General features: G+C 39.1%; 10 protein-coding genes. All 10 read right to left on the bottom strand.

Translation table 11 applies throughout. From position 1 onward, the window contains the following. On the bottom strand, nucleotides 1–1,374 hold the full coding sequence (gene murD / locus LKE05_RS05015; protein WP_308456144.1) for a UDP-N-acetylmuramoyl-L-alanine--D-glutamate ligase: 1,374 nt from the start codon (nucleotides 1,372–1,374) through the stop codon (nucleotides 1–3). A gap of 204 nt (nucleotides 1,375–1,578) precedes the next feature. Then, nucleotides 1,579–3,600, bottom strand: coding sequence for a bifunctional 4-hydroxy-3-methylbut-2-enyl diphosphate reductase/30S ribosomal protein S1 (locus LKE05_RS05010; RefSeq protein ID WP_308456143.1), 2,022 nt, complete (start codon nucleotides 3,598–3,600; stop codon nucleotides 1,579–1,581). Continuing rightward, a complete protein-coding gene (locus LKE05_RS05005; RefSeq protein WP_117967880.1) occupies nucleotides 3,597–4,205 on the bottom strand; it encodes a lysophospholipid acyltransferase family protein in 609 nt (202 codons plus the stop codon). Before LKE05_RS05005 ends, LKE05_RS05010 begins: the two co-directional genes overlap by 4 nt. A gap of 3 nt (nucleotides 4,206–4,208) precedes the next feature. Beyond that, the gene (cmk, locus tag LKE05_RS05000) at nucleotides 4,209–4,886 is read right to left on the bottom strand and encodes a (d)CMP kinase (RefSeq protein WP_308456142.1); all 678 of its coding nucleotides are present in this window, start codon (nucleotides 4,884–4,886) and stop codon (nucleotides 4,209–4,211) included. A 17-nt stretch (nucleotides 4,887–4,903) separates the two neighbouring features. Then, nucleotides 4,904–5,263, bottom strand: a complete 360-nt coding sequence (gene aroH / locus LKE05_RS04995) for a chorismate mutase (RefSeq protein ID WP_147514839.1) — start codon at nucleotides 5,261–5,263, stop codon at nucleotides 4,904–4,906. An 18-nt stretch (nucleotides 5,264–5,281) separates the two neighbouring features. Continuing rightward, entirely contained in the window at nucleotides 5,282–5,692 is a 411-nt protein-coding gene (locus tag LKE05_RS04990; RefSeq protein ID WP_308456141.1) for a HutP family protein, read from the bottom strand. 23 nt (nucleotides 5,693–5,715) lie between these two features. Continuing rightward, nucleotides 5,716–6,939: a BaiN/RdsA family NAD(P)/FAD-dependent oxidoreductase gene (locus LKE05_RS04985; protein ID WP_308456140.1), complete on the bottom strand. Its 1,224-nt coding sequence runs from the start codon at nucleotides 6,937–6,939 to the stop codon at nucleotides 5,716–5,718. Continuing rightward, nucleotides 6,936–8,534: an ABC transporter substrate-binding protein gene (locus tag LKE05_RS04980; protein ID WP_308456139.1), complete on the bottom strand. Its 1,599-nt coding sequence runs from the start codon at nucleotides 8,532–8,534 to the stop codon at nucleotides 6,936–6,938. Before LKE05_RS04980 ends, LKE05_RS04985 begins: the two co-directional genes overlap by 4 nt. A gap of 14 nt (nucleotides 8,535–8,548) precedes the next feature. Beyond that, nucleotides 8,549–9,349 carry a peptidoglycan editing factor PgeF gene (pgeF, locus tag LKE05_RS04975; RefSeq protein ID WP_308456138.1) on the bottom strand — a complete coding sequence of 267 codons (801 nt, stop codon included), beginning with the start codon at nucleotides 9,347–9,349 and terminating at the stop codon, nucleotides 8,549–8,551. After that, nucleotides 9,342–11,210 carry an excinuclease ABC subunit UvrC gene (gene uvrC, locus LKE05_RS04970; RefSeq protein WP_117967866.1) on the bottom strand — a complete coding sequence of 623 codons (1,869 nt, stop codon included), beginning with the start codon at nucleotides 11,208–11,210 and terminating at the stop codon, nucleotides 9,342–9,344. The genes pgeF and uvrC overlap by 8 nt, the downstream gene beginning before the upstream one ends. Nucleotides 11,211–11,229 lie beyond the last annotated feature (19 nt).

The following is an 11,229-nucleotide window of genomic DNA, read 5'->3' as shown; positions in this document are numbered from 1 at the left end:
TTAATTCAACTCGTTTACTATTTTCTTAAATAGATTTCCTCTTTCTTCAAAGTTTCTGAACATATCAAAACTTGTGCTTGCCGGTGACAGAAGAACAACGTCACCGTCATGTGCCTTACTTCTTGCTGTATTAACTGCATCCTCATAAGACGTTGCACGAATTACCTCTATATCTTTACCGTTTCCGGTCTTATTTATTTCAGCGTCAAGCGCCTCTTGAATTTTATCCGATGTTGCACCGATTAATATAAGCACCTTAACGTGTTCGGCAAGTGCAGGTCCTATTTCGTCATAAGGAATACCCTTATCCTTACCGCCGGCTATTATTATAACCTTATTAGGAAATACTCTTAGAGTGTTTATCGTTCTGTTAGGGCTTGAATCTATTGAGCTGTTATAATACTTAACTCCGTCAAGTGTTCTTACAAGCTCAATTCTGTGTTCCACACCGCCGAAAGTTTTTGCAACGTTTACTATAACTTCCTTGCTCACCAAACCGCTTACTGCGGCAATAGCAGCCATATAATTTTCGACATTGTGCATACCCGGTATTTTAATGTCCTTGATATTAAGTATTTCTACTATACCTCTTTTTATAATATTTCCGTCAAGATATACATCAGCCATACCGTTTCTTGAGAAATACTTAACCGCACCGTTTGCACTCTTGCCTATATCTGCCGTAACTTGATTATCTGCATTTACGATAAGCGTATCGCCTTCATTCTGATAAAGCATTATATTTTTCTTTGCGTCGATATATTCCTTGTAATCTTTGTGCATATCAAGGTGGTTCGGACTTATGTTTGTGATAACCGCAATTTCAGGTGATTTTCTCATTGTATGAAGTTGGAATGAAGAAAGTTCAAGAATTACCCAGTCGTTTTCTTTCATTTTTTCGGTATCAGTCAAAAGCGGATTTCCGATATTTCCGCCGAGCCATGTTTTATAGCCTGCATCAGTCATCATTTTATGGATAAGCGTCGTTGTTGTTGTCTTACCGTCACTGCCTGTAACGGCAATTATATGTGACGGACACACTTCAAAAAACACTTCCATTTCACTTGTTACGATACTTCCGTTTTCCTTAGCTTTTAAAAGTTCAGGTACGTCATATCTCATTCCCGGAGTTTTAAATATCATATCGCCAGAAAGATTGTTAAGATAACCGTCACCAAGATTGAACTTTACGCCCAACTTCTCAAGTTCGGTATAATTCTCCCCCAAATCTTCTGCACTTCTTCTGTCACAAGCCGTTACATTCGCACCGAGTGACACAAGATATTTTATAAGCGGCAAATTTGATATGCCGATTCCGATTACAGTTATATTCTTTCCGGCAACATTATACTTGAATTCATCTAATTTGTTCATACTAAATTATTCCTCCGAAATTCTTATTTTATCATATTACTCCGAATTTTCTGACTAAACTTAACTGCATATATCAGAAAATATACCAATTATTTTTTCTATTGTATCACAAATGCGTCCAAAAATCAAGGAAATGGGATATTAAAGTAAAACCAAGCATAAAAAAAAGGATATTGCATTGCAATACCCTTTTAATATTCTGAATTATTCAGCGTCGTCAGCCTCAACTTCGATTGCATCTTCAACTTCTACCTCAGGGTCTGTTGAATAAACAAGTGTTTCAGCATTATGGTCTTCTACAGGAGCTTCTTCTTCCTTAACTTCTTCTTCCTTTTCAGGTGTAGGAATTAGAGCACGGATTGAAAGACTGATCTTCTTTTCGTCCCAGTTAAGATCTGTAACCTTAGCCTCAACTTCTTCACCGATTGTAAGAACATCTTCCGGCTTGCCGATTCTTCTGTCAGCAATTTGAGAAATGTGGATAAGACCGTCTACGTTAGGCATAATTTCAGCGAATGCGCCGAATGGCATCATACGAACTATTTTACACTTAACAACGTCACCTACATTAATCTTTGATTGAGCAATTGTCCAAGGATTGTCCTCAATCTTCTTAAATCCAAGAGAAATCTTCTTTGTTTCTCTGTTAAGGTCCTTAATGTAAACATCAAGAACGTCACCCTCTTTAACAACTTCTGAAGGGTGCTTGATTTTATTCCATGAAAGTTCACTGATGTGAACAAGACCGTCAACACCGCCGATGTCAACGAATGCACCGAATGATGTCAGTGACTTAACAGTACCTTGATACTTCTTGCCAACTTCAGCCTCTGCCCAGAACTTTTCTTCTTTTTCTTTTCTTGCAGCCTCAAGAATAACTCTGACTGAACCGATAACACGTCTTCTTCTTTCGTCGATTTCGATTATCTTATAGTTTACAGTTGTTCCTACAAGGCTTTGAAGGTCCTGTACAAATCTTCCGGATGCCTGACGTGCAGGGATAAATACCTGAGAACCGTCTGTAAGTGCAATAACACCGCCCTTAACAGCCTTTATAATCTTTCCTTCCAAAGTCTCGCCTGATTCATAAGCTTCTTTGATTTTGTTCCAGCTTTCCATAGCTACCAATTTCTTTCTTGATAGAACTACTTTACCCTCAGCATCGTTTACGCCTACAACGTAAACCTTGATTGTATCGCCTTCTTTTACTACATCAGACGGCTTAAGTGCAGGGTCATCAGTAAGCTGATCAGCTGCTAATTGTCCGTTATACTTAAAGCCACCCAAATCAACGATGACCTCATTATTGCGAACTTCTACAACTGTTCCCTCTACAATGTCCCCGTTATTAAGAGTTTTACTTTCATACTGTGCAAACAGTTCTGCAAAGTTCTCCTCATTTTTTAAATTTTCACTCATAGCCTTTACTACCTCCTCGATAATACTGCCGGGTGTAGACGCTCCTGCAGTAATACCTATTTTATTATATGTTTTTTCTTGAGGTAAATCCTCAAAAGTTTCGATGTGATAGGTGTGTTTACAGTTTCGCTTTGATATTTCAAACAGCTTTCTTGTATTTGAGCTTTCCTTTCCCCCGATTACAATCATCATGTCCGAATTTCTCGAAAGTTCGTCTGCCTCTTTTTGCCTATCCTTCGTCGCACTACATATTGTATCAAAAACTAGGGTACTTTTGCAAGTTTTTTTTACATTTTGTACGATTTCACCAAAAAAATCTCTATTAATTGTGGTTTGTGCTACAATACATATGTCTTTTGAGGCTAAATTACCGTCAATTTCACTTTTCACGTCGTTAATTATGACAGCTTTGTTATCGCACCAGCCATTTATTCCAATAACTTCCGGATGGTTTTTATCGCCGACAATAATAATTTGATACCCCTCTTTGTGATGTTTCGATACAATTTTATGTATCTTTGCCACAAAAGGACAGGTAAGGTCAATATACTCACGACCGTTCATCTTGTCATAAACAGCTTTCGGCACTCCGTGTGCCCTTATAACAACCGTATGGTCACTCGGAATATCCTCTATACTGTCATACGCATACACGCCCTTGCTCGCCAAATCTTCGATTACCTGCCTATTATGAATAAGCGGTCCGAGCGTTGCGATTTTTTTACCGTTTTCGATTTCTTTATAAACATCGTCCACCGCTCTTTTTACACCGTAGCAGAATCCTGCCGTTTTTGCAACATTAATCATTTTTGTTCTCCGATTTTCTTAATATCTGTATTGTCAAACGAATAAATTGTCTGCATAACTTCATCGGCAAGTGTCTGCAAAGTTTCATTATCAGGCTTTTTGCCATAATATTCTTCAAACGTAATAGGTTTACCGAATGTTACTGTGACCTTGTGAAAAGGCTTGTATTCACCGCTTATGCAAAGCGGAATGACAGGCACTTTGGCATACACGGCAATCATCGAAACACCCAATTTAGCCTTTACTCTCTTGCCGTTTTTTATTCTGTGACCTTCAGGAAAAATAAGCATTGCGTCATTATTTTTTAATATTGAAAACGCACCTTTTATAGCACCTATATCGCCTCTGCCGCGCTGTATCGGAAACGCACCGAGTTTTTTTATAAGTCCGCCGAAAAGCTTATTTTTAAACAAGTCGGCTTTTGCCATAAATCTTAGCGGACGCGGACAATATGCCCCTGCAAAAATCGGATCCCAATTACTTTTATGGTTTACGGCAAGTATCATACCGCCGTCTTTCGGAACATTTTCCTTGCCCACTACTTTTACTCTGAAAATACAGTGTGTAACGCCTTTTGCTAAACCGCTTAAAAATTTATATAGCATATTTCAGCCCTCCGTTTTTTCAAGAATTAAGTCTTTTACAAGCTTAACCGCGCCGTCAAAATCATATTCTGTCGTATCAATCAATATTGCGTCATCAGCTTTTTTCAAAGGCGCAACGGCTCTTTGAGAATCGTTCTTGTCACGATATTCCATATCGGCTTTAATTTTCTCAAAATCACATTCAATACCTTTTTCGCAAAGTTCGTCATATCTTCTTTTCGCTCTTGATTCAGCCGATGCGGTAAGAAAAATCTTAACGTCCGCATTCGGAAGTACATATGAGCATATGTCACGACCGTCCATTATAACATTTGCACTTTCAGCCATTTTTCTTTGAAGTTCAACAAGTTTTTTTCTGACTTCGGGAATTACCGCAACATTTGACGCACCTACAGAAACGTCTTCTTCTCTGATACGCTTTGAAACATTCTCGCCTAATAAATAAATCTGCTGTCCCTCATCTGTATATTTTATGTCGATTTCCACTTCGTTAAGACGGCTTACCAGTTTTTCTGTTTCATTTTTCGCGTCTATTCCGTTGTTAATAGCAAAAAGTGCAACCGCACGATACATTGCACCCGTATCTATGTATGTATAGCCAAGACTTTTGGCAACAGCCTTTGAAACGGAGCTTTTACCTGCTCCTGCCGGTCCGTCCACCGCAACTGAAATATATTTCATTTTGTTCTCCTTTAGATTTATTTTACCAAATCGGGACGCAACACCGTTGCACCCCTTAAATATGCGTGTACCATATCTTTATTTTGTTTATCGGAATTTATGTGCATTAAAATTCTTATACACTTCTTTAATGCACCGTCAATTTCCGGCTCGCTCATATCAAGCAATGGTACATCAACTATCCCCATTTTTCTTGCCGCAACAGCCGGGAAAACTTTGTCAAGATCGGGTGTTACCGTAAAAATGACAGACACCATATCTTCTGTTTTTATATTGTTTTCCGAAATTATAGTTTCAAGCATTTCCTTTGTCGCCTCTATAATTTCTTCTCTGTCATTATTTTCAACCGTTGTTGCTCCTCTTATTGCTCTTACCATACTACCATTCTCCTTTGATTACACTACTCTGTGTCCCATACCGATTGCGACATCGTTAAGATTCAATAAACCGATAGCAAAAAATACGCATACACCGATATGTGAACCGTATCTTGCAATACCGATTTTACCGCCGAGATTAAGTCCGACGCACTTATCGACAATCTGCTGAATCGCCTCATGTGCCGCACCGGCAACCGCACCTTCTTCCGCATGGGTTGAAGATATAACATTTTCACGTTTCGCCGCAACAACCGCTCTTTCAAGCACTTTCGGTACCGCACTGCCGAAATCACTGCCGAAATCGACTGCAACGGAAAGAATACCGTTTTCCTTATTTTTTGCTTTCATCTCAATTTCTTCTTCTCTTGAATCTGTAAGCGCAATTTGTATAGCCGCCTTACAAACCTCTCTGCTGCCAACTTCCATATCCACAACTGTTCCTTTCTATGCTATTCGGCTGCATTCATACCTGCAAGATAGCCTGTCGAAAATGCCGCCTGCAAATTATATCCGCCTGTATAACCGTCTATGTCAATCACTTCACCGGCAAAATACAAACCGCTCACAAGTTTTGATTCCATTGTGGACGGATTTATTTCGCTTACCTTAACTCCGCCGGCTGTTACGATAGCCTCCTCGACAGGCCGTACGCCGACTGCGGTAAGTGTAAAGTGTTTCAAAACGTGAACAAGCCCGTTTCTTTCTTCTCTCGTAATTTCATTTACTGCCTTATGCGGCTCTATTCCCGAGAGTGATATTACAATCGGTATAAGTGCTTTCGGAAGCAAATCGTCAAGACTGTTTACAAGGTGCTTTTTACTGTATTTTTCAAAATCTCTGAGCACTCTTGCGTTAAGCTGTTCATCGGTCAAAGCCGGTTTTAAATCTATCTCTATTTTATATTTTTCCTTACCGATATTTTTCAGATATGCCGACATCGAAAGCACTACCGGCCCCGAAATTCCGAAATGCGTAAAAAGCATTTCTCCGAAATCGGAATACACCTTTTGGTTTTTCTGATTAAATGCCGTTATTTTAATGTTTCTCAGCGACAAGCCCATTATATCCTTAACGAACTTTTCTTCCGTTAAAACAGGTATAAGCGACGCTTTAGGCTCGATAATTGTATGTCCCGCTTGTTTTGCGAATTTGTATCCGTCGCCCGTAGAACCTGTTCTCGGATATGATTTACCGCCGGTACATATTATCACTCTGTCCGCCGTAATTGACGTTTTAGACGTCTTTACGCCTTTTACGGTACCGCCACTGATTATAAGTGACTTTACCGTATCATGTACAAGCGACACATTCGGCTTGAAAGCGTACTTTTTAAGAGCCTTTACAACGTCCTGCGACTTATCGCTTACAGGAAATACCCTGCCGCCTCTTTCAACTTTTGTTTTAACGCCGTTTTCTTCAATAATTCGTATTATATCGTCATTTGTAAACGTATATAGTGCCGAATACAAAAACTTCGCATTTCTCGGATATTGACCTATCATATCCTCAATATCGGCTGAATTTGTTATATTACATCTTCCCTTGCCTGTTATGAGAAGTTTTTTGCCGATTATATCGTTCTTTTCGATTATTACCACTTCATCAGCCGTTTCGGCGGCTTTTCCTGCCGCCAAAAGTCCTGCCGCACCGGCACCGATTACTACTATTTTCATTCCGTCACACTCCAAGTTTCAATATTTCTGAACATTCTGTCAACAGACGGCAGAATTTCGCTTTTAATTTTTGAGCCTGACATTACATTGCCTTTTCTGAAAAACAATACAGTAAACGGCATATCATTCACTATTATGTCACCATACTGACGGAATAAAGCCTTTTGCTGTTCTTCGTCATTCGTCATTCCAAGCTGACCGATAAGCATATCAAGGTCGGGATTTGCATACGAGAAATAATTATCTGTCGACGATACAAGCGGAGTCAAGTCATTATTTGCACTGACTTCTATCTCACCTATCATTATATCATAATTTTTCGCATTAATTCTTGCAATATATTCATCATACGGAAGTGCAGTAACTGTTGTCGGAATACCGAATCTTGTATAACTGTCTGCCACTTCGTTTGCTATATTAACCTTTTCCGCACTGTCACTGTTTGTCAAAATTTCAAATTGCAAAACCTGTTTTTGCGCACCGACATGGCGTACATATTTTCCGTCATTGTCCAAGCCCCATTTATCATTGCCCAAATGCTGTGTTGTCAAAATTTCATCAGGCTTAAATTTTGTACTTGTGTCATAATAGAAAATTGATGACGGATTAATCGGAATATTGCTTGCCTTACCGCGCGAATATATCGTTGAATTTACGATACTGTCCTTATCAACAATATTCGACAGACCCTGTCTTGTTTCAACGCCCGAAAGCAACGGATTTGCCGTATTATACCCGATAAAAGTCATTTGATTTGTTATATACTCATTATTTCTTGCACTGCCTCTCGGTGTATACTCCGAAAGGTCTACCGTTCTGCCTGTCATAAGGTCAATTTCGCTTGCTTCAAACATTGATTCATACTTCTGCAAGTCGGGTACGGTATAAGCATAAAGGCTGTCGATTTTTGCTCTGCCGTTGTGATAATTGTCAAATGCCGAAAACAACAGCTTGCCTGTGCTTAACTGTGAATTATACTTATAAGGACCTGTTCCCATCGGTATATAATTCGCATTGCCTTTCATATCACTTTGATATTTCACTATCGGAAATGTCAAAAGTGACACAAAATTCGGCACTGCGTAATTCAATACAATCTGAAACGTATAGTCGCCAGTTGCCATATAATCCGCCATATTTGCAAACACAGATGTGTAATTAGTAACACCGGAACGTATTTGCTTAAATGTATAGCTTACATCATACGCGTTGAAATTTGAGCCGTCCTGCCATTGTATGTTGTTTTTAAGCGTAATATCAATCGTTCTGCCATCGGGAGATACAGTATAGCTTTCAGCCAAAATCGGTACTGCCTGCATTTTTTCGTTAAGTTCAAAAAGCGGTTCATACACAAATTCCATACACTCTTTAACCGTTTCCGATTTTGTCAAAAGCGGATTAAACGTATCAAAATCAAGCAATCCCACGCTTATGCTGTTTGATACTTCCGTCTTATTTTCATCTGCAACCTTTTCTTCATCAACAGTTTCCTGTGATATTCTCTCTTTAATTCTTTCAACGGTATCGCACCCTGTTACAGAAAAAACTGTACATACGGCAAGCAACACCGCCACTAAACCCTTTATCCTTCTCATCTCATTCTCCAAATCTATATTAACTCAATAAATGCACCGAGATTTCCTCTTTTTCCGTTTGTCTTTCTGTGCGAAAACAGTAAATCACTGTTACAGTAAGTGCATATTCCGCAATTATCGATATTTTCTTTCAATATACCGCTTTCAATAAATTGTTTTTCGATTGCTTTCTGCATATTAACGTGATACTTTTCACCGTATTTCACCGCGGTATCTTCACCGAATTCCTTTATAAATATTTCGGCAACTTCGTCACCTACTTCAAAATGACACTCCTGTATTGACGGACCGATAGCGGTTAAAATATCTTCCGCACGGCTTCCGTAATCTCTTTTCATTTTTTCGATTGTTTTCTGACCTATTCGCTTTACCGTACCTTTCCAACCCGAATGTGCCAATGCGGCTACTCCGAGCTTTTTGTCAAGAAAAAACAACGGTACGCAGTCGGCGAACAGCGTAACCATAGGAATACCTTTCTTATCCGTAATAAGCGCATCAACGCTCTCAAACTTGTTTTCACGCACAATACCGTTTCCGAAATCGTCCTCTGTCACGGTATGAATAACATCTTCGTGAACTTGTTTTGAAAGCACAAGTTTATTATAGTCCATACCAAGCGTATCAGCCATTATTTCAAAGTTTTTAAGTACATTTTCGCGTGTATCATCACAGTGAAAACGAAAATTCATACTGCTGTAACAGCCGTCGCTGACGCCGCCCTCACGAGTGGAAAAACCGTGTTTTACAAGTCCTGTTTCCTCAAATGATGTAATTGTGTAATACGAAACACCGTTTTTCCTGTTAAGCTTAAACATCGCTATTCCTCCGAAAATAATCATATACGCTTTGTGCCGATTTACTGTCCATTTCTTTGACGTTTAACAATTCGTCCAAAGTCGCCTCTTTTATTTTATCAATAGTTTTGAAAGTAGTCAATAGGGCTTTTCGCCTTTTTTCACCAATTCCGTTTATTTTATCAAGTTCGGAATTGATTTTACCTCTCAATTTTCTGTGATATGATATTGCGGTATCGTGAACTTCGTCTTGAATGTGAGTTATAAGTTTAAATACGGGACTTGTTGCACTGAGTTCGATTTCACCGTTTTTTGAAACAAGTCCTCTTGTTCTGTGCTTGTCATTCTTCACCATACCGAATGTTTCAATATCGACTTCAATCATATCCAGAAGTTCTGTTATCACGTTTAAATGCCCTTTACCGCCGTCAAGCAGTATAAGGTCAGGCAAAGGCAAAAACTTTGCGTTTCGTTTCAAAAGCGTACCCTTTTCAACCTGTTCTTCCTCCTCAAGCGCGTGCCTGAAACGTCTGTATATGACCTCACGCATAGCCGCATAATCGTCCGCACCCTCAAACGATTTTATCTTGAATATTCTGTATTTACGTTTCGCAGGCTTACCGTTTTCAAATACAACCATTGCACCGACATTATCCGTACCCTGAATATTTGAAATATCGTATGCCTCAATTCTGTAAGGACGTTTTTCAAGTCTTAGCTGTTCCTGCATCATATCAAGAACAGTATTCTTTTCACGTTCTTTCATCACCTTAATTTTATAATTACCAAGTGCAATATCGGCATTTTTACGCACCATTTCAACCAAATGAAGTTTTTCGCCGCGTTTTGGCATTGCAATAGTAACTTTGCGTTTTCTTATACCGCTGAGCCACTTCATTATCGCTTCACTGTCGTCAACTTCGTATTCGGTCAAGATTTCTTCGGGTATAAATTCACTGTTTTGATAAAACTGCTTTACAAAATCGGTAAGTATTTCTTCATTTGTACTGTGCTGTGTGTTGTCAATTTTATAGCTTTCTCTGCCGATAACTTTACCGTTTCTGATAAAGAATACCTCACAAAATGCAACGCTTTCTTCCCTTGCAAGTGCAATGACGTCTTTATCGTTCTGTTTATCGGTATTTATAATCTTCTGATGTTCTTCTATATCCTTTACGGCTTGAATTTTATCCCTTAAATCAGCCGCTTTCTCGTACTCCATATTCTGTGAAGCCTTCATCATTTGCTCTGTCAGTTCTGCTATAAGCTCCTTGTGGTTGCCGTCAAGGAAACGGCAAATATTAAAAAACACCTGTCTGTATTCCTCTTTTGAAACCTTTCCCGTACACGGTGCAAAGCAGTTATTGATGTGATAATTAAGACACGGTCTGCCTTTTCTTATATCGTCCGGAAATTTTCTGTGACAGGTCGGCGGTTTAAAAAGTTTCTGCACAAGCTCAAGAGTATTTTTTATTGTTATTCCCGACACATACGGTCCGTAATATTTCGCACCGTCCTTTAAAAGTCTGCGGACTTTCAAAACCTTTGGATACGGTTCGTTTATCGTGACTTTTATATACGGATAATGCTTGTCGTCCTTTAAAAGTATATTATACTTCGGTCTGTGCTTTTTTATAAGATTACATTCAAGCGCAAGCGCCTCTGTTTCGGAGTCTGTGACAATATATTCAAAATATGCCACGTTCGACACCATTGCAAGAACTTTAGGTGTGTGGTTTGAATTTTTCTGAAAATACTGTCTGACACGGTTTTTAAGTATCTTCGCCTTACCGACATATATTATTTTATCGTCCTTGTCGTGCATTATATACACACCCGGATCTTCGGGTAAATTCTTTAACTCCTGTTCCAAATCAAACATATTGCCACCTCCTTACACC

This window comes from Hominilimicola fabiformis, assembly GCF_020687385.1.
GTDB classification, from domain to species: Bacteria; Bacillota; Clostridia; order UBA1381; family UBA1381; genus Hominilimicola; species Hominilimicola fabiformis.
This window is presented reverse-complemented; position numbering and strand designations above follow the sequence as displayed.